Here is a 21,776-nt window from a genome sequence, read left to right on the forward strand (position 1 = left end):
GACTCTCGCGCGATTCCCAAACGTATATGTTTTGCATACCCCCCAGCCCGTGGCACACTGGCGACATGCTCAGCGCTTTCGCAAGACATCCGATTCGGCTGCCAGCCGAACGCCGGGATCGCGGAGCCTGTACCTGAGCACACCTTTCTGGGGGGACAATACGAGGCCCCACCAGGTCTGTTTCACGGTGAAAGAACTGACCGGTAACGAGCCGCGAGGACGCGCCGATCGATGTTCTGACACGAGGAGATGAATGATGAGCACCCCAGCCACGACGACCGGGTCCGAATCCGCACTGCCGCAGACCGAGGCCGAGATCGACAAGCTCCGCAAGGAGATCGACCGTCTCGATGCGGAGATCCTCGCCGCGATCAAGCGCCGGACGGAGATCTCCCGGATCATCGGCCGCACGCGCATGGCGTCGGGCGGGCCGCGCCTTGTGCACAGTCGCGAGATGAAGGTGCTGGAGCGTTTCAGCGAGCTCGGCCAGGAAGGCCACACCCTCGCCATGCTGCTGCTTCGCCTCGGCCGCGGTCGTCTCGGCCACTGACCGTAGAGCACGCGGCGCGCTCGCGAGACCGTCGCTTCCCTGGCCGCCCCGGGTGCCCACCACCCCGGGGCGGTCTTTTCATGTCCGCGGAGATCACCCGAGCGGGGCCGTCGAGCAACTCGGCGCGGCGCGGGCGACGGAAGCGGAGTTCGACGCCTTGTCGAACGCAGGTCGAGTCCCGCCCGGACTGCGAGCTCGCGCTGCCCGGGCGGCTTCCGCTCAGGTGAGGGCGATGTACTTGGTGGACAAGTACTCTTCGATTCCCTCGGTTCCGCCCTCCCGGCCGAAGCCGGACTGCTTGACACCGCCGAAGGGGGCGGCGGGATCGGAGATGACGCCGCGGTTGACGCCCACCATGCCCGATTCCAGGCCCTCGGCGATCCGCAGCGCGCGGTCGAGGTCGCGGGTGTAGACGTAGCTGACCAGACCGAATTCGGTGTCGTTGGCGGCGGCGAGCCCCTCGGCCTCGGTCTCGAAGCCCACGATGGGGGCGACCGGACCGAAGACCTCCTCGCGCAGGATCCTGGCTTGCGGCGGGATGTCGCGCAGCACGGTGGCCGGGTAGAACCAGCCGGGCCCGCCGGGCGCCTTGCCGCCGATCACTACCCGCGCGCCCTTCGCGACGGCGTCGTCCACGAGTTCACCGACCGTGCGCAATTGCTCCTCGTTGATCAGCGGACCGAGCGTCGTGTCCGGGTCGGCGCCCGGCCCGAGCCGCACGCTGCTCTCCATCGCCTCGACCAGCTTGGTGGTGAATTCCTCGAGCACGCTGTTGTGCACATGAAAGCGGTTGGCGGCGGTGCACGCCTCGCCGCCGTTACGCAGTTTCGCCAGCATCGCGCCCTGTACGGCGGCATCGACATCTGCGTCGTCGAACACCACGAACGGCGCGTTCCCACCGAGTTCCATCGAGGTGCGCAGCAGCCGGTTCGCGGATTTCTGCACCAGCTTCTTGCCCACCTCGGTGGAGCCGGTGAAGGTGAGCTTGCGCAGCCGGGGATCGTCGAGCAGCGGCTGGGTGACCGCGCCGGAGTGGCTGGAGGTGAGCACCGACAGCACGCCGTCGGGCAATCCCGCCTCGCTGCACAGCTTGGCCAGCAGGAGCATGGTCAGCGGCGTCGCCGAGGCGGGCTTGACGATCATCGTGCAGCCCGCGGCCAGCGCGGGGCCGATCTTGCGGGTGCCCATCGCGAGCGGGAAGTTCCACGGTGTGATCGCCAGGCATGGGCCGACCGGTTGCTTGTGCACCATGATCCGGCCGGTGCCGGACGGCGCGTGCAGATAGCGCCCGTGCACCCGGGCGGCCTCCTCGCTGAACCAGCGGAAGAACTCGGCGCCGTAACGCACCTCGTTGCGGCTCTCCGGCAGCGCCTTGCCCATTTCCAGGGTCATCAGCAGGGCGAATTCCTCCGCGCGGGCGGTGATCTGTTCGAACACCTCGCGCAATACCTCACCGCGCTCGCGGGCGGGCGTGGCCGCCCACCCTTCCTGCGCCGCGACGGCCGCGTCGAGCGCGCGCATCGCGTCCTCCGGAGTCGCGTCCGCGACCTGCGTCAGCACCTCGCCGGTCGCCGGATTGTGCACCGGGAAGGTGCCCGCGCCGGTGGCGTCGACGGGCCGCCCCGCGATCCACAACTGCGTCGGTACGGATTCGAGAAGTTCACGTTCGGACACCATGACGCCAGCCTATGCCTCCCGGCGCAAGCAAATCCGGGAACGTGCGCAGGTCCGGCCGACTCTCCGCACACGCACCGTGCGCCCGGCGGTGCCTGCTTGTACTCTCGGCGAACGTGAGCAGCGACATCACCGCGACGGCGGCATGGCGGAAACTGCACGATCACCACGGCAGCGTCGCGGGGCGACACCTCAGGGAGTTCTTCGCCGACGATCCGGCCAGGGGCAGCGAGCTGACCGTTCAGGTGGCGGATCTGCACATCGACTACAGCAAGCACCGCGTGAACCGGGAAACCTTGCATCTGCTGGTGGAATTGGCGCGCGAGGCGGGCGTGCCCGAGCGGCGTGACGCCATGTACCGGGGTGCGCACATCAACACCTCCGAGGACCGCGCGGTCGGCCACATCGCACTGCGGTTGCCCAAGGGCGAGACGATGATCGTCGACGGCGCCGACGCTGGCGACGAGGTGCACCGGGTGCTACGGCGGATGGGCGAGTTCACCGACGCGTTGCGCTCCGGCGCGTGGCGCGGGGCGACCGGCGAGCGCATCACGACGGTGGTCAACATCGGTATCGGCGGGTCGGATCTGGGACCGGTCATGGTGCATCAGGCGCTGCGGCACTACGAGGACGCGGGCGTCGGCGCGAGATTCGTCTCGAACGTCGATCCCGCCGATCTGGTCGCGAAGCTGGACGGGCTCGATCCGGCCACCACGCTGTTCATCGTCGCGTCCAAGACCTTCTCCACCCTGGAGACGCTCACCAACGCGACCGCGGCCCGGCGCTGGCTGGTCGCCGCGCTCGGCGAGGACGCGGTGGCCAAGCATTTCGTCGCGGTGTCCACCAATGCCGAGCGGGTCGCGAAGTTCGGTATCGACACCGAGAACATGTTCGGTTTCTGGGATTGGGTCGGCGGCCGGTACTCGGTGGCCTCGGCGATCGGCCTGTCGGTGATGGCGACCATCGGCAAGGAGCGCTTCGCGGAATTCCTCGCAGGCATGCACGCCGTGGACCGGCATTTCGCCGAGGCGCCGCTGGAAGCGAACGCTCCGGTACTGCTCGGCCTGCTCGGCGTCTGGTACTCCAACTTCTTCGGCGCGGAATCTCATGCCGTGCTGCCCTATTCGAATGATCTGGCCCGCTTCCCCGCATACCTTCAGCAACTGACCATGGAGTCCAACGGGAAATCCGTTCGCGCCGACGGCACCCCCGTCACCACCTCCACCGGCGAGATCTTCTGGGGCGAACCGGGCACCAACGGCCAGCACGCCTTCTACCAAATGCTGCACCAGGGCACCCGGCTCATTCCGGCCGATTTCATCGGATTCGCGCAGCCCACCGACGATCTGGCGACCAGCGACGGCACCGGCAGCATGCACGACATCCTGATGAGCAACCTGTTCGCGCAGACCAAGGTGCTCGCGTTCGGCAAGACCGCCGAGGAGATCGCGGCCGAAGGAACCGATCCCGAGATCGTGCCGCACAAGGTGATGCCGGGCAACCGTCCCTCCACCACCATTCTCGCGCCGCGGCTCACCCCGTCGGTCGTCGGTCAGCTCATCGCGCTCTACGAACACCAGGTCTTCGTGGAGGGCACCATCTGGGGCATCGACAGTTTCGACCAGTGGGGTGTCGAGCTGGGCAAGCAGCAGGCGCTCGCCTTGGCCCCGCTGCTCACGGCGACCGAAGATCCGCGGCCACAAGGTGATTCGTCGACTGACTCGCTCATTCGCTGGTACCGCGCGCACCGCTGATCTCATCGCCCGCCGGGCCGAGCCGTCCCGGCGGGTGGGTGGTCGCGCCGGGCCTCGTGGAGTTGCCGGGCGATGTGCGACGTGGAGATGGCGATCAAGGTGCCGATGACGGCCAGGTCGAAGACGCGCGGAACGACGCGTGGTCCGTCTTCGCCGATGCCGCGAGCGGGGGTCGGCGAGCGGCACGCTTCGGACCGAGCCCCGTCAGCACAGTGATCCGCATCACAGGATGTCACGCCGACCGCTCCCGTGGTGTCTTGTTGCCGACCCCTCGAAGCGAAGGAGACACCATGACTCGGAACACCGATGTTGTCGTGGTCGGCGGCGGATACGCCGGCGTCATGGCCGCCAACCGCCTGACGCAGCGTGCCGACGTCACAGTCCTCCTGATCAATCCGCGCCCGAGTTTCATCGAGCGAATCCGCCTGCATCAGCTGGTGGGCGGATCCCACGAGGCGGTCGTCGACTACCGGAAGATCCTGAGCGAGCGCGTCCGGCTGGTGGTCGACACCGCGACACGGATCGAAGCGGCCCAGCGTCGCGTGGTACTGGCGTCCGGCGGCACGGTCGGCTACGACTATCTGGTCTATGCGGTGGGCAGCGACAGCGCCGACTCGGGTGTGCCCGGAGCTGCCGACTTCGCCTACCCGGTCGCCACTTGGGAGGCGGCGCAGCGGCTGCGGCCGGTCCTCGACGCCGTGCCCGCGACGGCCGCGGTGACGATCGTAGGAGCCGGAGCGACCGGTATCGAGACGGCCGCCGAACTGGCGGAGCAGGGCCGCCGGGTCACGCTGCTGTGCGGCGGGGCGCTCGGCCCGTACCTGCACCCCAGGGGTCGGCGCTCGGTCGCCAAGCGGCTGGCGAAACTCGGTGTGACCGTGCTCGAAGGTCCCGAGAGCAAGGTGACAGCCGTGACCCGCGATGCCGTGCGGCTCGCAGGCGGCCACAAGTTGTGCAGCACGGTGACCATCTGGACCGCCGGATTCGGCGTTCCGGATCTGGCCGCCCGCAGTGGCCTGAGCACCGACGCCGTGGGCCGCCTGCGCACCGATGAGACGTTGACGAGTGTGGACGACGAGCGCATCGTCGCGGCCGGGGATTCGGCGGCCCCGTCGGATCTGCCGTTGCGAATGAGCTGCCAGACCGCGCGTCCGCTGGGCGCGCACGCAGCCGACACGGTGCTGGCCCGGATCTCGGGTGCGCGGCCCGCGGCCATCGACGTGGGTTTCTTCGGCCAGTGCATCGGCCTGGGCCGGCGCGCCGCCACCGTGCAGGTCGCCTCCAGGGACGACATCGCGAACAGGTTCTACCTCGGCGGTCGCCTGGCCGCGAAGATCAAGGAGTTCGCCTGCGCGAAAGTCGTCGATGAGCTGGCGAACGAGGCACGTAAGCCCGGGTCGTTCGCTTGGGGGTTCGAGAACGACAAGCGCAGGGAACTGCTCCGGGCCGAGCGATGCGAAGTCTCGACCATTCGCTGAGCGAGGCGACCGATGCCGACGCCGTCGACCAACCGCGAATCCGGACCGAGTCGTGGGGTGGTGCTCTCGCGGGACTCCGCCGTGCGCATACGCTGCGCGGGCACCGATGTCGTCGCCTCGGCGTGTGACGATCGCACAGATGGACCGGATCGAAGGGCTACCGATGAACAGGACCTGGTCGTGGCGGCGACACACGATGGTGGCCGACAGCCGGGACCGGCCGTGAACGAGAGAGGCGAGCGATGAGCGACCACGCCACCGACCGGGCGACCGAGGCATTCGTCGCCCACCGTAACCTGCTGTTCACCGTCGCGTACGAGATGCTGGGTTCCGCGGCCGACGCCGAGGATGTCTTGCAGGAGACCTGGTTGCGGTGGGTCGAGGTCGACTCGGAGCAGGTGCGCGACGAGCGCGCCTATCTGGTCCGGATCACGACCCGGCAGTCGCTCAACCGGTTGCGCACGTTGAAACGCCGCAAGGAGGCCTACGTCGGTCCCTGGCTGCCCGAGCCACTGCTCACCGCGCCGGACGTGGCCGAGGACGTCGAGCTCGCCGAGAGCATGTCGATGGCGCTGATGCTCGTGCTCGAGACACTCTCGCCGACCGAGCGCGCCGTCTTCGTGCTGCGCGAGGCCTTCGACATCGGCTACGACGAAATCGCGGCCGCCGTCGACAAGACTCCGGCGGCCGTCCGGCAGATCGCGCACCGCGCCCGCAAGCACGTCGATGCCCGCCGCCCTCGCTCGGTGGTCTCCGTACGGGAGACCCAGGCGGTTCTGGAGTCGTTCCAGCGGGCGCTGGAGACCAGGGATCTGCAAGGCCTGCTGGACCTGCTCGCTCCCGACGTCGTCGTGGTCAGCGACGGCGGCGGCGTCAAGCAGGCCGCGCTGCGGCCGGTCGTCGGCGCCGACAAGGTGGTCCGCTTCGTCACGGTCGGCCTGCGCAAACTCGATGCCACGCTCACCGTCGGCCCGAGCGTGGTCAACGGCGGCCCGGCGCTGCTCTTGCGCCTGAACGGCGAGATCGACGGTGTCATGGCGGCCCGTGTCGAGGACGGCCGCATCACCGGTCTCTACTACATACGCAACCCCGAGAAGCTGACGCGCGTCGAGTCCGAGACCTCGCTCACCCTGCGCTGAATCCCGGTGGCGCAACGGCCACCGAGTAGCTTCCCGCGTTCCCGCGCAGCACCAGGTCGGCCCGCTGCCTCGTGGTCGCGACGAGATCCGCGTTGCGCAAGTCACTGGCACGCACCTTGTCGCGCGCTGCCGTGGGCGTGCAACCACCGCGAATGTGCCTGGCCAGCAGGCGATCCTCGATCACCTCGCGCGCCGCGTCCAGGTACCAGCATTCGTCCAGGAGTGCGCGAACCTCCGACCACCGCCGCGTGCCGAAGTCGTCGAGCAGCAGATAGTTGCCCTCGGTCAGGACGATGGACTGCCGGTCGAACACGATGCCGCCGGGCACCGGGGCGTCGATGGACCGGTCGAACGTGGGCCAGGGCACCGGCTCGCCCACCGGTGTGGTCCGCAGGCGTCGCAGCCCCGAGACGTAACCGTCGACATCGAAGGTGTCCGGCTCCCCCTTGCGCGCAATGCTTTCCGTCGCCCGGAGGAGGTCGTTGCCCAGGTGGAATCCGTCCATGGGCGCGATCTCGGCGATCATGCCGCTCGCCTCGCTGTTGATCGCGTCGCGCAACGCGGCCGACAACGTGGACTTCCCCGCGCCCGGCGGCCCCGCGATGCCCAGCAGATACCGTCCCCGCCCGGCCCGCTCCCGCACCCGCCGGACCAACCAGCTCAACGGTCTTTCGACGAACTCCCCTGCCACCGCCGCCACACTACCGGCGCATCCCACGCTCGTAACCGCCGTCGCCGATGTCCTCCCATGGATACCGCCCGCCGCAGGTGTCCACACCCGTCCACAGAACGCCTCCACACGAACTTCGACCATGCAGCGGGCGGTCTCGGAGTGGAGTTTCGCGTGGCCGCGCTGTGTCGCCGCGCGAAACAGCGCTACCGGCGATCAGGCACCATCGCGAAGGCGCCTACGCACCTGGGCGGACAGCTCGGCCGCCTGGTCGCGCAGCGCCTCGGCGAACATCCCGCCAGGCCCGGTGACGCCGCGATGCGCGAGGACGGTGCGCCGTACCGCGGCCGGATGATCGATCCGCAGCAGCGCGATGGTCGGCGGCAGTACGGGGACGGCGATGCCGGGAACCACCGTCACGCCCAGTCCGGCCGCGACGAGGCCGAGCTTGGCGAACCAGTCACGCGCGACGAACGCGATCTCCGGCTCCCAGCCCGGGTCGCGCCACGCACCGAGGAGGGTGGCGGACGGCTCCTGGCTGCCCGCGATCCATCGTTGGTCGCGCAGCAGATCGGGCGTCGCGCTGGCGGCACCCGCGAGCGGATGCGTGCACGCGACCGCGACGAGCAGCGGATCGTCCACCAATGACTCGATCTCGACGCCGGAGGGCAGAGTGTCGGGCAGGGTCACCACGGCGAGGTCGATGCGTCCTCGTGCGACGGCGGTGAGCAGCCTGGGGCCGAGCCCTTCGCGCAACGAGATCCGCAGCTGCCGGTCGCGGGCCGCGGTGGCGGCGATCGCGCGGGGCACCAGGGCGGCCATGGCGGTCGAGAACGCGCCGATGCGCAGGCGTCCCGCTGGGCGCGCCGCGAGATGGCGGATGTCGTGGCGGGCCTGCTCCAGCTCGCCGAGTATCACGTCCGCGTGGCGCAGCACGACGCGTCCCGCCTCGGTGGGCTGTACGCCACGGGCGTGCCGCTCGAACAGCGCCCGACCTGCCGCCCGTTCCATGAGCGCGATCTGCCGGGACACCGCGGACTGGGTGTAGCCGAGGTTCTCCGCCGCGGTGGAGAAGGACCCGCAGGCGGCGGCCTCCCGGACCACGCGCAGACCGGTCACGGTGAAATCATCCATGCGTGATGCTCATACCAGATATGCGAGACAATCGCTTGTCGCATGGGTAGGGCGGGCCTAGCGTCGTGGTCATGAGTGCGATCGAGAACAAGAAGCTGCTCGCGGACATCTTCGAGCAGATGTCCCTCGGCAATACCCGCGCGCTGAGCGACGCCATGGCCGACGACTTCCGCTGGGTGTTCCCCGGCGATTGGTCCTGGAGCGGCACTTGGGAACCGAAAACCGCGGTGCTGGAGCAACTCCTGCGGCCACTGATGGCTCAGTTCACCACGTACCGCAACGCCGCCGAGTCGATCGTCGCCGAGGACGACAACGTCGTCGTGCGGGCCCGCGCCGAGGCCGTGACCACGCGCGGGGAGACCTACGACCAGACCTACTGCTTCGTCTTCCGGGTCGCCGACGGGATGTTGCGCGAAGTGGTCGAGTACTGCGACACCGCGTTGGTCGAACGCGTGCTGACCCGACCCGCCTGATACCGGCACCGCTGTGCGTGAGCGGGCGGCCGCGCACCGCTGACGCCCGGTCCGGACAAGCCGCCTCGCGGCCCCGCCGCAGACGATGGCGATCACGATCATCCGATGCCGTCGCGACCAGGGCAGACGATCCAGCTCGGCCGGGATGACGGTCGACATGGCCGGCGCGGATCACTGCCGTACAGCGCGGAGCCGAATCTCGGCTACGACGCCGCGCCGCCGGTGGCCCCGAACCGAGTCAGGGGGCGCAGGGGCCTCAGACGAACGCGCGCTCGATGATCGCGCCGGTGTCGACTCCGGTGGGCAGCGTGCCGAACGCGATGCCCCAGTCGTCACCGAGCCGGGTGGCGCAGAAGGCGTCGGCGACGGCGGGGTGACCGTGGCGAACCAGTTGAGCGCCTTGGAGCACGAGCGCCATCAGCTCGACGACGCGCCTGGCGCGGTATTCGATGTCGTCGAGATCCGACAATTCCTTGCCGACCCGGGCGATCGCGTCGTCCAAGCGCGGGTTCGCGCCCCTGGCGAGCGACACTTCGTCGAAGTACGCCTCGACCGTCTCCGGCTGACGCCCCATGGCGCGTAACGCGTCCAGCGCGGCGACGTTGCCCGACCCCTCCCAGATGGACATCAGCGGCGCCTCCCGGTAGAGCCGCGGCATGCCGGATTCCTCGGCATATCCGTTGCCGCCCAGGCATTCCAGCGCCTCGGCCGCGTGCGCGGGCGCACGCTTGCACACCCAGTACTTGGTGATCGCCAGTGCGATGCGCCGCAGCGCCGCCTCGGCCGGATCGCGGCCCGCCCGATCGGTGGCGCCGGCCAGCCGCATCATCACGGTGGTCGCGGCGTCGGACTCGATCACCAGATCGGCCAGCACATTGCGCATGGCGGGCTGGTCGATCAGCTCGGCCCCGAACGCCTTGCGGTGCCTGGCGTGGTGCACCGCGTACACCGCGCCCGCGCGTATGCCGGTGGCCGAGCCGATCACGCAGTCCAGCCGGGTCATGTTCACCATCTCGATGATGGTCTTGACGCCGGCGCCCTCCGCGCCGACCAGCCAGCCGACCGCGTTCTCGTACTCGATCTCCGACGACGCGTTGGACTTGTTGCCCAGCTTGTCCTTGAGCCGCTGGATGCGGATGGGGTTGCGGGCGCCGTCGGGCAGCACCCGGGGCAGCAAGAAGCAGGACAGGCCGCCCGGGGCCTGTGCCAGGGTGAGGAACATGTCCGACATCGGTGCGGAGGTGAACCACTTGTGCCCGACGATCCGGTACGTGCCGTCCGGCTGCGGCGTCGCGGTGGTGGTGTTCGCGCGGACGTCCGAGCCGCCCTGCTTCTCGGTCATCGACATGCCCGCGATGAGCCCGGCCTTGGCAGACGGCTCGCGCAGCCTGTAGTCGTAGACCCGGGAGCCGAGCAGCGGTTCGAATCTCGCCGACAGTTCCCGGTTGTGCCGCAACGCGGGAACCACCGCGTAGGTCATGGAGATCGGGCACATGTGGCCGGCGTCGGCGACGCCCCAGGTGTAGAACTTCGCCGCGCGCGCCACGTGCGCCCCCGGGCGGTCGTCCAGCCACGGTGCGCCGTGCAGGCCGTGCTCGACGGCGACGCGCATCAGGTCGTGCCAGTGCGGGTGGAACTCGACCTCATCGATGCGGTTGCCGTAGCGGTCGTGGGTCCGCAGCACCGGCGGGTATTCGTTGGCCAGCCTGCCCCACTCCTGCGCCTGCGCGCCGCCGGCGAGCACGCCCAGTTCCCGTACCTCGGCTTCGGCCCAGCCCGCGCCTTCCCGGTGCAGGCCCTCCAACAGCGCCGGGTTGCGTGAGGCGTCGAAGGGCGCGATGTCGGGCACCTGGTTGAAGACTTCATGCGTCTGCATCTGACACTCCTGTTTCCAGCCGGGCGCCACCCGGGCCCGGGTCGTCGCGCACGCCCAGCGCGCGGATCGCGAAAGCGGTGAGTTCGGGGACCACGGATTCGCCGTGTGGCGCGTCGGCGAGCGGGCCGACCAGCACCTCGCCGATCGCGCCGACCAGTGCGGCCGCGCTGATCCTCGGCTCCTGCGGGGGCAGTTCACCCCGCGAGATACCTTCGTGCACCGCCGATTCGAAGGTCTCGGCGAACGCGCGCCGGAAACGCAGGCGTTCGCTGTCCACGGCCGCGTCGACCGGCTCGGCGAGCAGCACGTAGGCCAGGTTCGGATTCTTCAGCGCGCGGCTCGCGAAGGTCTCCACCGCCGCGGTCACCCGCTCGACGGCCGTTCCGCGCGCACCCGCCTCGGCCACGGCGGCGACCTCGCGGGCGACCACTTTCCGGAACACCGCGCGCACCAAGGCGGACTTGCCGTCGAAATTCTTGTAGACGGTGCCGGTGGCCACGCCCGCCTCGGCCGCGACCGCCGCCATGGACAGCGCGGCGTATCCGCCGCGAGACAGCACCTTGGTGGCGGCCTGCACGATCAGCCCCGCTTGAGCGTCCAAGCGGGCTTGCACGGCGGGGGTTCTGCGGTAGGCCACCCAAGAAGTGAAGCACGAATTCATTTCTTCACGCAAGGGTGCTTTTACGGCGTATGGTCGAGCGCGTGACCGTACTCGTCGAACGCAATGGCCCCGTGACCACCGTGATCCTGCACCGGCCCGAGGCGCGCAACGCGGTGGACGGGCCGACCGCCGCCGCGCTGGCCGACGCCTTTCGTGAATTCGACGCCGACCCTGATGCGGCGGTCGCGGTGCTGTGGGGCGACGGCGGCACGTTCTGCGCGGGCGCCGACCTCAAGGCGCTCGGCACCGAGCGCTCCAACCACGCCGCCGAGGACGGTGACGGCCCGATGGGACCGACCCGGATGCGACTGTCCAAGCCGGTGATCGCCGCGGTCTCCGGCTTCGCGGTGGCCGGTGGTCTGGAACTCGCGCTGTGGTGCGACCTGCGGGTCGCCGAGCAGGACAGCACCTTCGGTGTCTTCTGCCGCCGCTGGGGCGTTCCGCTGATCGACGGCGGCACCATCCGGCTGCCGCGGATCGTGGGTGCGGGCCGAGCCATGGATCTGGTGCTCACCGGACGCGCGGTCGGCGCCGAGGAGGCGCTGCAGATGGGGTTGGTGAACCGCGTGGTGCCCACCGGCGAAGCCCGCCACGCCGCGGAGGCCATGGCCGCGGAACTGGCCGCGCTGCCGCAGACCTGCCTGCGCTCGGACCGGATGTCGCTGCTCGAGCAGGACGGGATGACCGAGGAGTCGGCTCTGCGCAACGAGTTCCGCCACGGCCTGACGGCACTGGCCGGCGGCGCGCTGGACGGGGCTCAGCGCTTCGCGTCGGGCGCGGGCCGGCACGGCGCTCACGCTTGAGCCCGATGGGCCGCCTGAGCGTCATCGACGAGATCTTTCTGCGCAGCCATCGCGGGCTCGGCACCCCGATCGCGCTGCAAGGGCTGTGGCGGACGGCCGACCGGGTCGACCCGGCGTTACTGGTACGGGTACACGCGGCCCTGCGCTCGGGACCGTTGGGGCGCAGAGTGATTCGCTCGCGCGTGCCGGGCGCTCGACGGGCCTGGCGACCGAATGTCCGTGCGGATCCGATCCTCCGCGCCGAGGGCGTTGTCCCGGTCGCGGGACTGCTCGACTGGGCCGACGCGCAGGGCGCCGGGCTCGATCCGGAATTCGGTGTCGGCTGGCGGCTTTCGGCGGCGGCACTGGAGGACGGCGGCTCGGTCGTCTCCCTCACCTGCTCGCACGCGCTGGCCGACGGACGGGCGCTGGTGCTCGCCGTGGACGACGCGCTGGGCGGCGCTCGGGTTCGCCCGCCGGGAACTCATGCGCCAGAATCGGATTGGTCCGATGCCCGGCGTCAGTGGTCGATCGTCCTGCGTGGTACCGCGGCGGCGCTGCGGCACGGGATACCGCGGCAGCCCGCGACCGCGAGCCGGGACGAGCAGCCGCGCGAGACGGACCGCGCGACGCACAGCGCGATCCTGCAATGCCCGGCCGTGGAGTGGGACCGCGTCGCCGAGCGCGCGGGCGGCACGGCCAACAGCCTGTTCATCCACCTCGTAGCGACCATTCTCTGGGACAGCGGATTTCCCGGCGGCACGATCGAAGCCAGCCTGCCCGTCGACACCCGCGACGAACCTCGCGTGGACAACGACCTCGCCATGACCCGCGTCGCGATCACCCCCGCCGATACTCCGGCGACGATCCGCACGCTGGCCCGTTCCGCCTACGAGCGCCACATGTCCGCGCCGAGCGGTATGCCCGAAGAGCTGCTCCAAGTGATCCCGGACCGCTGGGCGTACGCGCTGTCCAAAGGCGCGGGCGAACTGGACATCCTGTGCTCGAACATCGGAACGTTGCCCGCCTCCTTGCGCGCGCTCGGCCCGCATCGCTGCACCGGCGTCGCCGCCCGCGCGATACATCCGGGCCTGACCCCCGGACGGCTGCCGCGTACCAGGCTCTCGGGCTATCTGTGCCGAATCGGCGACGACTACGTGCTCAGCCTGGTGAGCCTCGATCCGGCGCGGATCGAGTCGGCCGACGCGTTGCGCGAGTCGGCGATGCGCGCGGTCAGTTCCGCGGGCCTGCGCGCTTACGCGTGGTGAATCCGCGCGAAGGGCTCGGTCGACTACCCTCTTCAGCGCAGCAGGCGGACCGCGGTCATCGGCGGCTCGACGAGCCGCGCAACTGAGCCGCCGCAACCAAATGCTCGACCGCGTCGAGTCCGGCGTCGGCGACTCGGATCTGATATGAAATCGATGAATGCCGGCTGATTCCGGCAATTCGGTCGGTGCCGACGAGACTGCTGGCCGGTCTCGTCGGCCGACTCGCCGTGTCGGCGCGATCACCGATCCGAGCAACGCCGCCCGATACAGTTTTCCTTGCCGCGAACGCCGAATGGAGTTCGCGACGAGCCATTTGCCGGGTGAGTCCGTTTGCGTACGAAGTTCCGATTCGATCGATACTCGACTGGAGCATGATGAACCGCAAGCATTCACGTACGCTCGCCGCGATCATCGCGGTAGTCGTGGCCGCTACCTGCTCTTTCACCAGTTCCGATACCGTGGCGGGAGCCGAGCCAGGGGTGGTCGGCGCCGGCGGGCTGCATTTGATCGCGTCGGTGGACTACAACAATGTCGTACCCAGCGGGGATGTCGCATTGGGAATTCCGTTCGCGCACGCGGTCCGGGTGTCCGGGGACTTCTCGGTGGTTTCCGACGGCGCCGCGGCACTCCGTCGCGGGCGGATCGTCGCCGGATATCTGATCGGCTGCGCGGTAGACATTTCCGACGGCATCTCGGTGTCCATCGCCGGGGCCGTCGGCGCCGGTGTCGAATTCACGCCCGGGATCGTCATCGAGCTGGGTGGGATCGATTTCGGGGGATTCAACGAGAAGGGGATGCTCGAAGAACTGCCGGTCATCGTCGCACCCACCATTGCCATCGGCGCGGACACCACCTTCGGCGTCAACGGCGAACTCGGCGGTGAGATCACCGTGAATCTGGCGCCGGGCAGCGTGACCGCGGCGGTGATCGCCGAGGGTGAACTGGACAGGGAGTCCACGTTCCCGTTCACTTTCGCGCACACCAATACCCCGTTGAATGTCAGCGGATGCCTCTCCCCCGCTTCCGCGATGCCATTCGTCACCGTCCGCGTCGAGGCAACCAGCGGTATCGCGCAAACGACGGGCTACGGACCCCAGTTCATGTTCTGAACCGCTTGCGCAGCACATAGTTCAGCACAATGTATTTCGAGTTCCGCTGGGCGCGTGTGACTTCGCGCCCGCCGATTCGTACTTCGCACCGCTGTGGCCGGTGTGCGGGAGCAGGCCGACGGTGCGAAGTACGGGAGTGCGCTCAGAAGCCGGCGCGCTGGTGGACATCGGCGGGGACGGTGATGCCGGGAGCGAGGTCCGGGGAGTCGACCGGGGCGTCCCACATCTGACGCAGGGGAAGGACGCCCGCCCAGACGCCGCCTGTCTCGATGTCGGACTCGTCGTCCTCGGGGCCGCCTTCGCGGATCTTGACCGACGCCTCGGTGAGGTCGAGGGCGAGCACCTTCGTGGCCGCGAGTTCCTTCTTGCTCGGCGGCCGCACGCGCGACCACGCACCGGGCGCGGCGTGTTCGACGATCACGCGCAGACCGTGCAGACGTTCGTCGTGGCCGGTCACCTCGCGAGCGCGGCCGAGCACGACCGCGCAGCGATAGTTCATCGAGAAGTGCATGGCCGAACGCGCGTAGACGACGCCGTCCACCAAGGTCACCGCAACCGAGATGTCACCCGCCACGGCCGCGCGCATGTTTCCCGCGCCGGTCGAGCCGTGCAGGTAGAGCGTGTCGCCGTCGCGGCCGTAGGCGGTCGGCAGCACGACCGGCGTGCCGCCGAGCAGCACACCGAAGTGGCAGATCAGCCCGGCGTCGAGCACCGCGTCCAAGTCGGCGCGATCGGTCCGGGCGCGGTCGGTCAACCGGGTCGGCGTGCTGCGTGGCGTCGGGGAGAGCGGCTTACGTGGGGCGGCTGTTTCGGTCATGGACTCAGCATCGGGCTGCGAATGGCATCATCAAAGTGCCAATTAGAATGATTTTCAGCAGTCCACTTCGAGGAGCAGACCCGTGCTGGAGGACCTTCCCCTCGATCTCGACCGCGGCCTGGCGCAGCCGCTGGCGGCGCAGATCGCCGAACAACTGCGCCGAGCCGCGACCGGTGGACCGCTGCGCGGCGGCGACCGGCTGCCGTCCACCCGCGCGCTGGCCGGGCGGCTCGGCGTCAGCCGGACGGTGGTCGCCGCCGCCTACGACCAATTGCACGCCGAAGGCTGGATCAGCGGCAGACGCGGCTCCGGCACCTACCTGACGACCGCACCCGCCGCCGCACCCGCGCGCGGCGATTCCGTCCACCACCCGGGCGCCGCACCGCGGCTGTTCGATCTCGCCCCGGGAGCGCCGTGTGTCGACGCCATCGACCCGGCCGCGTGGCGCCGAGCCTGGCGCGCCGCCGCGGATCACTCCCCGCTCGTGCGCAAGGACCGCGCGGGCGAGCCGGAGTTCCGCACGGCGGTCACCGAGCATCTGCTGCGTCACCGCGGGATCGGGGCGGGCAGCGACACCGTGCTGCTCGCCACCGCGGGGACCAGCTCCGCGGTGAGCGAGTTGGCCGCGGCGCTGCTGCGACCGGGCGATGCCGTCGCCATGGAGGACCCGGGCTATCAGCGCGCCGCGGGGGCCTTCGCCGCGGCAGGCCTCGACGTCGTCCCGGTCCCCGTGGACGCGCACGGCCTCCGCGTCGATCTGCTACCCACCCGGATCAAGGCGGTGTATTGCACGCCGGCGCACCAGTTTCCGCTCGGCGCGCGGATGCCCGCGGCGCGGCGGGTCGAGCTGGTCGAGCACGCGCGCTCCGCCGGGATCTTCGTCATCGAAGACGACTACGACGGAGAATTGCGCTACGACACCGCGCCACTGCCACTACTGGCCACCATGGCTCCCGACGTGGTAGTCCACCTGGGCACGACGAGCAAGATCCTGTCCCCCAGCCTCGGGGTCGGCTGGTTGCTCGCCGCTCCGCAGATCGCCGAGGCCGTGCTCGCCCACCGGGAGCGCACCGGCACCGGCCCGAGCCCGGCGGGCCAGCGCGTGCTGGCCGCCTTCGCGGCGCACGGTGATCTGGCCAGGCACCTGCGCAGGCTGCGCCGCGCGTTGCCACCGCGCCGGGCGCTGGTGGTGGCCGAACTACGCCGCCGCGGCGTCGACGTGCTCGGCGACGACGCCGGGTCACACGTCGTCGTGCCGGTGGCGTCGGCCGAAGCGGAACGTCGCGTGATCGCGGCGGGGCAGGCGCGCGGCGTCGCGCTCGACGGCCTGTCCAGGTATTACCTCGGATCCCGCCGTGATCACTTCGGCATCGCGCTCGGCTACACGGCGTTGCCCTGGCCGCAGCTCGCCGCGGCCGTCCCGATGGCCGCGGAATGCCTCGCCCGGCCGTAGCATGGTCCGCATGAGCGAACAGGACATCTTGGCGCGCATCAAGGAACTGGTCGACCAGGAGCACCAGCTGCGCTCGCAGGCCACCCGCGGCGAATTGGACCCCAAGACCGAGCGCCAGCGCCTGGCCGAACTCGAAGTGATGCTGGACCAGGCCTGGGATCTGCTCCGCCATCGCCGGGCCCGGACCGAGCAGGGCGAGTCGCCGGACGGTGTCCGGGCCAATACGGTTTCGCAGGTCGAGGGCTACCTGCAGTAGGCGCGGCGATGTCGAGTACAACGACCGACTACGACGTCATCGTGATCGGTGGCGGACCCGCGGGCGAGAACGCCGCCGCCTACGCCGTCACGGGCAGCGACCGCACGGCCGCCATCGTGGAGCGGGAACTCGTCGGCGGCGAATGTTCCTACTGGGCCTGCGTGCCGAGCAAAGCGCTGTTGCGGCCGGGTCATGTCCTGGCGGCGGCGCGGGCGATGCCGGGCGTTTCGGCCACCGGTCTCGACGTCGAGGCGGTGCTGCGGCGGCGCGACGCCTTCGTGCACGACCACGACGATTCCTCCCAGGTCGAATGGGCCGAACGCAACCGCATAGACATCGTGCGCGGCACCGGCCGCCTCAGCGGCGCGCGCACGGTCGAGGTCGGCGGGCGGCAGTTGCGCGCCCGGCAGGCCGTGGTGCTGGCCACCGGCACCACCGCGAATGTCCCCGACGTGCCCGGCATGCGTGCCGCGCTGCCGTGGACGTCCCGCGACGTCACCAACCTGCACGAGGTCCCGCGCCGGATCGTCGTCGTCGGCGGCGGCGTGGTGGCCGCCGAGGCGGCGACGTGGCTGGCCGCGCTCGGAGCCGAGGTCACCCTCCTGGTGCGCGGCTCGGCGCTGCTGGCCGCGGCCGAGCCGTTCGCCCGCGACCTGGTCGCGGGGGCGCTGACCGAGGCAGGCGTGCGGGTGCGGTTCGGCACCCAGCCCGTCGCCGTGGAGCGCCCGGCCTCGAAGGACACCGGTGAGGGGTGGATCCACGGCGGCCCGGCCACGGTCCGGTTGCGCGGTCCCGAAGGCGAGTCGGCGCTCGAAGTGGACGAGATCGTGGTGGCGGCCGGACGCGCGCCCGCCACCGAGGGCCTCGGCCTGGACGCGGTCGGGCTGCCCGGCGGATACGTCGCGGTGGACGACCACCTCACCGCCCGCGACGTCGACGGCGAGTGGCTGTACGTGGTGGGCGACCTCAACCACCGCGCCGCGCTCACGCATATGGGCAAATACCAGGGCCGGGTGTGCGGCGACGTGATTGCGGCGCGCGCAGCGGGAAAACCGCTGGACGACCCGCGTTTCGTCGCGAGCTCCGATCACGGCAAGGTGCCGCAGGTGGTGTTCACCGCCCCGGAGGTCGCCTCCGTCGGCCTGACCGAAGCCGCGGCCAGGGAAGCCGGTCACGCGGTCGAGACCGTCGAATCGGACATCGCGGTGGCCGGATCGGCGCTCTCGCGCGACGATTACGCCGGTCACGCGAAGCTGGTGATCGACAGCGCCACCGACACGCTGCTCGGGGCCACCTTCGTCGGCCCCGAGGTGGGCGAGCAATTGCACGCGGCGACGATCGCGGTGGTCGGCCGGGTGCCGCTGTCCACCCTCTGGCACGCGGTGCCTGCCTTCCCGGCGATCAGCGAGTTCTGGCTGCGCCTGTTGGAGGCGCGGCGCTCGTAGCTACCATGCGAAGATGGTGGCAACAACGGATATCGCGACCGCCGACGGAATCGTCCGCGGCCGCCGGGGCCGCCGCGTACTGCGCTGGCGGTCCATTCCCTACGCGGCTCCTCCGATCGGGGACCTGCGGTTCCGCGCTCCACAGCCGGTCGAACCGTGGTCCGGCGTTCGGGCGGCGACGGATTTCACCTCCGCGGCGATGCAGCACCGCTCCGGGGCGCGGATCGGGCCACGCGCTTACCAGGCGACCAGCGAGGACGCGCTGACACTGAATGTCACGGTGCCCGCGACGCCTGCGGCGGGCCCACGTCCGGTGCTGGTCTTCATCCACGGCGGCGGCTACCTCATCGGGACCTCCGCGCTCGGGCTGTACTCCGGCGCGCGGCTGGCGCTGCGCGGCGACGTGGTGGTCGTCTCGCTGAACTACCGGTTGGGCGCGTTCGGCTATGTCGATTTCAGCGAGTTCGGCACCGCGGAGCATCCCTTCGACTCCAACCTCGGATTGCGTGATCAGCTCGCCGCGCTGGAGTGGGTGCGCACCAATATCGCGGCCTTCGGCGGCGACCCCGGCAACGTGACGATCTTCGGCGAGTCGGCCGGCGCGCACGCCGTGCTCGGTCTGCTGGCCACCCCGGCGGCCGGGGGATTGTTCCATCGGGCCATTGCGCAGAGCCCGCCCGCCGACTGGGCGATCACGCCCGAGGAGGCCCGCGGCTTCGCGCGCCGTTGTGTCGCCGCGCTGGGCGCCACCCCGGACACCGCGCACACCACACTGCGCACCGCGGGCGCCAACGACATCCGCCGCGCCGTCGATCGCGTCATCGGTCAGGTGGTGCGGGAACAACCGGGTGCCTTTCCGGTCTGCCCGGTCGTGGACGGGAAGTTCCTGCCGGTGTCCCCGGTCGAGGCGATCGCCGACGGCTCCGCGCACCGGGTGCCGCTGATCATCGGCACGAATCGGGACGAGGGCACGCTCTTCGCCCGGTTCGCCGACGAACTGCCGACCACCGCGGACCGGCTGCGCTCCGCGCTCGGGCGCTCCACCGAGGCCGAATCCCGGATCGCCGCGGCCTATCCCGGTTATCCCCAGCCGAAGGCCACAATCCGGGCCGGTGGTGACTACACCTTCTGGCGTCCTTCGGTGACCGTCATGGAAGGGCACAGCAAGCACGCGCCGACCTACGCCTACCGCTACGACTTCGCCCCGCGGGCCCTGCACCTGTCCGGGCTCGGCGCCACGCACGCGACCGATCTCATCCCGGTCTTCGGCATCGGCGACACTCCGGTCGGCCGAGCCTTCACCGCCGCGGGCGGGCGGCGCGGAATGCGAGCGGTCACCGACCAGTTCCAGGACAACTGGCTGGCTTTCGCTCGCACCGGCGCGCCGCTGCCCTCCTGGCCCGCCTACACGGAGGCCCGCAGGTCCACGTTGATCATCGACTACCCCACGCGCGTGGAGCACGACCCGGACCGGACGAAACGACTCGCTTGGCAGGGCGTGCGGGTCCCCACGCTGACCTGAGCCGGGCCGCTACTTCAGCAGGCGCGACATCCGCCGGTCCGCGAGGATCTTGCCGCCGGTCTGACAGGTGGGGCAGTACTGGAAGGACCGCTCCGCGTAGGAGACCTCGCGGACCGTGTCGCCGCAGACCGGGCACGGCTGCCCGGTCCGGGCGTGCACCCGCATGCCGGAACGCTTCTCGCCCTTGAGGCGGGCGGCGTCCTGGCCGACCGAGCGCCGCACCGCGTCGGTGAGCACCGCGCGCATCGTGCTGTAGAGCTCGGCCACCTTGTCCGCGGGCAGGGTCTTCGTGTTCGCGAACGGCGAGATCCGCGCGGCGTGCAGGATCTCGTCGGAGTAGGCGTTGCCCACGCCCGCCAGCAGTGCCTGGTCCACGATCGCGGTCTTGATCCGCTGCGAGGTGCCGTGCAGGATGTCGGCGAACTGGGCCTCGGTGACCTCCAGCGCGTCGGGACCGAGCCGGGCGATGCCGGGCACCGCCTTCGGGTCCGCCACGACATACGCCGCGAGCCGCTTCTTCGTGCCCGCCTCGGTGAGGTCGAAGGCGGGCGTCGCTCCTTCGGGGGTGAAGAAATGCACCCGCAGCGCCAGCGGGCTCTTGCCGCCCGGTTTGGGTGGCGTCGGGCTCGGTTCGTCGATCCAGCGCAGCCATCCACCGCGCGACAAATGCGTGACGAGCCACAGCCCGTCGCATTCCATCCCGAGGAATTTGCCCCAACGCCCCGCGCCGGTGACGTCGCGACCGGATAGTGCGGTGATCGGTGGCTCGAAGGTCTTCACGGCGCTGAGCGCGGCCACGTCGACGCGGCCGATCACCGCGCCGACCGCATGCTCCCGGAGGAACTGAGCCAACGCCTCCACTTCCGGTAGCTCTGGCACGGGGACCAGACTACCCAGGCCCACCGACAACCCGCCGGTTCTCGCGCGGGAGCCAGCGGTTCACCCGTCGCGGCGTAGCAGGTAGATGTCCATGATCCAGCCCTTGCGCTCGCGCAGCTCGGCGCGGCGGCGGACGATCTCCTCCCGCACCGAGGGCAGCGGCCCCTCGATCAGCGTCTCGTCCGGCATACCGAGGTAAGCGCCCCACCAGATGTGCACGTCCGCGTCCGCAATCGCGGTGAACGAGCAGTCACCGTCCAGCATCACCAGCGCGTTCTCGGTGCCGAGGCCCTCCTCCCGCAGGCGGCGGCCGGTGGTGATGCGCACCGGTTCGCCGATGCCGTGCAGCACGACGCGATGGCGCGCGGCCAGCGCCTGCGCGCTGGTGATACCGGGAATCACCTCGTATTCGAAGCGCACCACGCCACGGGCGAGCACCCGCTCGACCATCCGCAGCGTGCTGTCGTACAGCGCGGGATCACCCCAGACCAGGATGCCGCCGGTGCCGCCTGCCGCGGCGAACGCCGATTCCAGCAGCGCCGACCGGCGATCGTGCCAGTCGTCGACCACGTCCACATAGTCGGCGGGCGTGCGGTCGCGCGGTGGATCGGCGATGGGGACGATCCGGTAGGTCCGGTCGGTGTGCGCGTCCAGGATCGCCGTGCGCACGTCGACCAGTTCCTGTTTCGCCTCGCCCTTGCCGATCACGAAGAACGTCTCGACCTGCCGCATCGCCTTGATCGCCTGCACGGTGACCTGGTCGGGATCACCGGCGCCGATGCCGATCACGTAGAGCTTGCGCATGGGCTCGAGCTTGCCAGGCGGGCGGAAGCCCA

General features: G+C 70.2%; 20 protein-coding genes. 12 read left to right on the forward strand and 8 right to left on the reverse strand.

Going from position 1 to position 21,776, the window contains the following annotated elements:
* Window positions 1-256 precede the first annotated feature (256 nt).
* Entirely contained in the window at window positions 257-550 is a 294-nt protein-coding gene (locus tag ACFU5M_RS13135; RefSeq protein WP_062977356.1) for a chorismate mutase, read from the forward strand.
* Window positions 551-769: 219 nt separating this feature from the next.
* Here ACFU5M_RS13135 and ACFU5M_RS13140 read toward each other — a convergent pair whose 3' ends face one another.
* Entirely contained in the window at window positions 770-2,227 is a 1,458-nt protein-coding gene (locus ACFU5M_RS13140) for an NAD-dependent succinate-semialdehyde dehydrogenase (RefSeq protein WP_379048470.1), read from the reverse strand.
* Window positions 2,228-2,340: 113 nt separating this feature from the next.
* Between ACFU5M_RS13140 and pgi the strand changes: the two genes are divergently transcribed.
* From pgi to ACFU5M_RS13155, 3 genes are all read left to right on the forward strand, one after another.
* Window positions 2,341-3,978, forward strand: a complete 1,638-nt coding sequence (gene pgi / locus ACFU5M_RS13145) for a glucose-6-phosphate isomerase (RefSeq protein ID WP_379048472.1) — start codon at window positions 2,341-2,343, stop codon at window positions 3,976-3,978.
* Between the two features lie 290 nt (window positions 3,979-4,268).
* Window positions 4,269-5,456, forward strand: coding sequence for an NAD(P)/FAD-dependent oxidoreductase (locus ACFU5M_RS13150; protein ID WP_379048474.1), 1,188 nt, complete (start codon window positions 4,269-4,271; stop codon window positions 5,454-5,456).
* A gap of 242 nt (window positions 5,457-5,698) precedes the next feature.
* Window positions 5,699-6,595 (forward strand): RNA polymerase sigma-70 factor, encoded by an 897-nt coding sequence (locus ACFU5M_RS13155; protein ID WP_379048476.1) that lies wholly within the window; start codon window positions 5,699-5,701, stop codon window positions 6,593-6,595.
* Here the strand turns inward: ACFU5M_RS13155 and ACFU5M_RS13160 are convergent.
* The gene (locus tag ACFU5M_RS13160; RefSeq protein WP_379048478.1) at window positions 6,582-7,286 is read right to left on the reverse strand and encodes a nucleoside/nucleotide kinase family protein; all 705 of its coding nucleotides are present in this window, start codon (window positions 7,284-7,286) and stop codon (window positions 6,582-6,584) included. The genes ACFU5M_RS13155 and ACFU5M_RS13160 overlap by 14 nt on opposite strands.
* A gap of 195 nt (window positions 7,287-7,481) precedes the next feature.
* The gene (locus ACFU5M_RS13165) at window positions 7,482-8,399 is read right to left on the reverse strand and encodes a LysR family transcriptional regulator (RefSeq protein ID WP_379048480.1); all 918 of its coding nucleotides are present in this window, start codon (window positions 8,397-8,399) and stop codon (window positions 7,482-7,484) included.
* Window positions 8,400-8,470: 71 nt separating this feature from the next.
* Here ACFU5M_RS13165 and ACFU5M_RS13170 point away from each other — a divergent pair, with 71 nt between their 5' ends.
* Window positions 8,471-8,872 carry a nuclear transport factor 2 family protein gene (locus ACFU5M_RS13170; protein WP_379048482.1) on the forward strand — a complete coding sequence of 134 codons (402 nt, stop codon included), beginning with the start codon at window positions 8,471-8,473 and terminating at the stop codon, window positions 8,870-8,872.
* 256 nt (window positions 8,873-9,128) lie between these two features.
* On the opposite strand, the gene ACFU5M_RS13175 is transcribed toward ACFU5M_RS13170, so the two are convergent.
* Together ACFU5M_RS13175 and ACFU5M_RS13180 are read right to left on the reverse strand one after the other, a co-directional pair.
* The gene (locus ACFU5M_RS13175; RefSeq protein WP_379048484.1) at window positions 9,129-10,748 is read right to left on the reverse strand and encodes an acyl-CoA dehydrogenase family protein; all 1,620 of its coding nucleotides are present in this window, start codon (window positions 10,746-10,748) and stop codon (window positions 9,129-9,131) included.
* A complete protein-coding gene (locus ACFU5M_RS13180; RefSeq protein ID WP_379048486.1) occupies window positions 10,735-11,385 on the reverse strand; it encodes a TetR/AcrR family transcriptional regulator in 651 nt (216 codons plus the stop codon). Before ACFU5M_RS13180 ends, ACFU5M_RS13175 begins: the two co-directional genes overlap by 14 nt.
* Window positions 11,386-11,438: 53 nt before the next feature.
* Here ACFU5M_RS13180 and ACFU5M_RS13185 point away from each other — a divergent pair, with 53 nt between their 5' ends.
* The 3 genes from ACFU5M_RS13185 to ACFU5M_RS13195 all read left to right on the forward strand — a co-directional run bounded on the left by ACFU5M_RS13185 (window position 11,439) and on the right by ACFU5M_RS13195 (window position 14,568).
* On the forward strand, window positions 11,439-12,212 hold the full coding sequence (locus tag ACFU5M_RS13185; protein ID WP_379048488.1) for a crotonase/enoyl-CoA hydratase family protein: 774 nt from the start codon (window positions 11,439-11,441) through the stop codon (window positions 12,210-12,212).
* 5 nt (window positions 12,213-12,217) lie between these two features.
* On the forward strand, window positions 12,218-13,459 hold the full coding sequence (locus ACFU5M_RS13190; protein WP_379048490.1) for a hypothetical protein: 1,242 nt from the start codon (window positions 12,218-12,220) through the stop codon (window positions 13,457-13,459).
* 374 nt (window positions 13,460-13,833) lie between these two features.
* Window positions 13,834-14,568 (forward strand): MspA family porin, encoded by a 735-nt coding sequence (locus ACFU5M_RS13195; RefSeq protein ID WP_379048492.1) that lies wholly within the window; start codon window positions 13,834-13,836, stop codon window positions 14,566-14,568.
* A gap of 142 nt (window positions 14,569-14,710) precedes the next feature.
* Here ACFU5M_RS13195 and ACFU5M_RS13200 read toward each other — a convergent pair whose 3' ends face one another.
* Entirely contained in the window at window positions 14,711-15,385 is a 675-nt protein-coding gene (locus ACFU5M_RS13200; protein WP_379048494.1) for a pyridoxamine 5'-phosphate oxidase family protein, read from the reverse strand.
* 82 nt (window positions 15,386-15,467) lie between these two features.
* On the opposite strand from ACFU5M_RS13200, the gene ACFU5M_RS13205 reads away from it, so the two are divergent.
* From ACFU5M_RS13205 to ACFU5M_RS13220, 4 genes are read left to right on the forward strand one after another with little or no spacing between them, the layout of a single operon-like run.
* Window positions 15,468-16,838, forward strand: a complete 1,371-nt coding sequence (locus ACFU5M_RS13205) for a PLP-dependent aminotransferase family protein (protein WP_379048497.1) — start codon at window positions 15,468-15,470, stop codon at window positions 16,836-16,838.
* A gap of 10 nt (window positions 16,839-16,848) precedes the next feature.
* A complete protein-coding gene (locus ACFU5M_RS13210; RefSeq protein ID WP_379048499.1) occupies window positions 16,849-17,094 on the forward strand; it encodes a DUF2630 family protein in 246 nt (81 codons plus the stop codon).
* An 8-nt stretch (window positions 17,095-17,102) separates the two neighbouring features.
* Window positions 17,103-18,539, forward strand: a complete 1,437-nt coding sequence (locus ACFU5M_RS13215; protein ID WP_379048501.1) for a dihydrolipoyl dehydrogenase family protein — start codon at window positions 17,103-17,105, stop codon at window positions 18,537-18,539.
* Between the two features lie 13 nt (window positions 18,540-18,552).
* Complete coding sequence (locus ACFU5M_RS13220; protein ID WP_379048503.1) at window positions 18,553-20,061, forward strand: carboxylesterase/lipase family protein; 1,509 nt, start codon at window positions 18,553-18,555, stop codon at window positions 20,059-20,061.
* A 9-nt stretch (window positions 20,062-20,070) separates the two neighbouring features.
* On the opposite strand, the gene ACFU5M_RS13225 is transcribed toward ACFU5M_RS13220, so the two are convergent.
* Window positions 20,071-20,940: an Fpg/Nei family DNA glycosylase gene (locus tag ACFU5M_RS13225; RefSeq protein WP_379048505.1), complete on the reverse strand. Its 870-nt coding sequence runs from the start codon at window positions 20,938-20,940 to the stop codon at window positions 20,071-20,073.
* A gap of 60 nt (window positions 20,941-21,000) precedes the next feature.
* Window positions 21,001-21,744: a precorrin-6A synthase (deacetylating) gene (gene cobF / locus ACFU5M_RS13230; RefSeq protein WP_379048507.1), complete on the reverse strand. Its 744-nt coding sequence runs from the start codon at window positions 21,742-21,744 to the stop codon at window positions 21,001-21,003.
* Between the last annotated feature and the right edge of the window lie 32 nt (window positions 21,745-21,776).

This window comes from Nocardia sp. NPDC057455 (assembly GCF_042802775.1).
GTDB lineage: Bacteria > Actinomycetota > Actinomycetes > Mycobacteriales > Mycobacteriaceae > Nocardia.

Coding starts and splice junctions, on each gene's coding strand:
- ACFU5M_RS13220 (WP_379048503.1), top strand. CDS start 18,553: ATGGTGGCAACAACGGATATCGCGACCGCCGACGGAATCGTCCGCGGC.
- cobF (WP_379048507.1), bottom strand. CDS start 21,744: ATGCGCAAGCTCTACGTGATCGGCATCGGCGCCGGTGATCCCGACCAG.
- ACFU5M_RS13155 (WP_379048476.1), top strand. CDS start 5,699: ATGAGCGACCACGCCACCGACCGGGCGACCGAGGCATTCGTCGCCCAC.
- ACFU5M_RS13215 (WP_379048501.1), top strand. CDS start 17,103: ATGTCGAGTACAACGACCGACTACGACGTCATCGTGATCGGTGGCGGA.
- ACFU5M_RS13210 (WP_379048499.1), top strand. CDS start 16,849: ATGAGCGAACAGGACATCTTGGCGCGCATCAAGGAACTGGTCGACCAG.
- ACFU5M_RS13165 (WP_379048480.1), bottom strand. CDS start 8,399: ATGGATGATTTCACCGTGACCGGTCTGCGCGTGGTCCGGGAGGCCGCC.
- ACFU5M_RS13140 (WP_379048470.1), bottom strand. CDS start 2,227: ATGGTGTCCGAACGTGAACTTCTCGAATCCGTACCGACGCAGTTGTGG.
- ACFU5M_RS13135 (WP_062977356.1), top strand. CDS start 257: ATGAGCACCCCAGCCACGACGACCGGGTCCGAATCCGCACTGCCGCAG.
- ACFU5M_RS13175 (WP_379048484.1), bottom strand. CDS start 10,748: ATGCAGACGCATGAAGTCTTCAACCAGGTGCCCGACATCGCGCCCTTC.
- ACFU5M_RS13170 (WP_379048482.1), top strand. CDS start 8,471: ATGAGTGCGATCGAGAACAAGAAGCTGCTCGCGGACATCTTCGAGCAG.
- ACFU5M_RS13150 (WP_379048474.1), top strand. CDS start 4,269: ATGACTCGGAACACCGATGTTGTCGTGGTCGGCGGCGGATACGCCGGC.
- ACFU5M_RS13195 (WP_379048492.1), top strand. CDS start 13,834: ATGAACCGCAAGCATTCACGTACGCTCGCCGCGATCATCGCGGTAGTC.
- ACFU5M_RS13185 (WP_379048488.1), top strand. CDS start 11,439: ATGGTCGAGCGCGTGACCGTACTCGTCGAACGCAATGGCCCCGTGACC.
- ACFU5M_RS13200 (WP_379048494.1), bottom strand. CDS start 15,385: ATGACCGAAACAGCCGCCCCACGTAAGCCGCTCTCCCCGACGCCACGC.
- ACFU5M_RS13190 (WP_379048490.1), top strand. CDS start 12,218: ATGGGCCGCCTGAGCGTCATCGACGAGATCTTTCTGCGCAGCCATCGC.